This window comes from Streptomyces niphimycinicus, assembly GCF_018883605.1.
In the GTDB taxonomy this organism is placed as follows: Bacteria; Actinomycetota; Actinomycetes; order Streptomycetales; family Streptomycetaceae; genus Streptomyces; species Streptomyces niphimycinicus.
In genome coordinates, this window is the sequence record NZ_JAHLEM010001329.1 from 1 (window position 1) to 568 (window position 568).

At 80.5% G+C, this 568-nt stretch carries 1 protein-coding gene; it reads left to right on the forward strand.

What is annotated here, in order from left to right; genetic code table 11:
- Positions 1–568, forward strand: a 568-nt coding sequence (locus KN815_RS49600; protein WP_216348257.1) for a CHAD domain-containing protein, incomplete at both ends; no start/stop codon positions are given.

Sequence of the window (568 nt, forward strand, 5' to 3'; positions counted from 1 at the left end):
GCGCCAAGGGCGAGAAGGCCGACCGGCCCGGCCGGCCGGGCGCGGCCCATCAGCGCGCCGGTGCCGAGGAGGAGGCCCGCGGCGGTGCGCTGACCGTGGGCGCGGCCCGTGCCGGAGCGCTGCTGGAGCGCCAGCTCACCCTGGCCAGGACCCGGGCCCACACCGCGGCCCTGGAGGCGCTCGGCTCCTCCCGCTTCCACGCGGTCGCCGACACCGTCGCCCTGCTCGCCTCCGACGCCCCGCTCGACGAGGCCAACGCGGCCCGCCCGGCCGGGCAGGTGCTGCCGCCGCTCGCCGAGCTGGCGAACCGGCGGCTGGCCGAGGCGGTGGAGGCGCTGCCGCTGCTCCGCGCCGGACATCCGTACAACGCGGAGGCGCTGGTCCACGGCCTGGCCGCGACCTCGGCGGCGGACGCCCCGCCCGCCAGCGAGCGCCAGGACGCCCCCTGGCACCAGGTGCGCCATCTGCTGCGGCTGCGGCGGTACGCCCTGGAGGTGCTCGACCAGGTGTGGCAGCAGCCGGACGGGGCAGGCGGGCCGGGTGGCTCCGGGCCGGGCGGGTCCGGGCC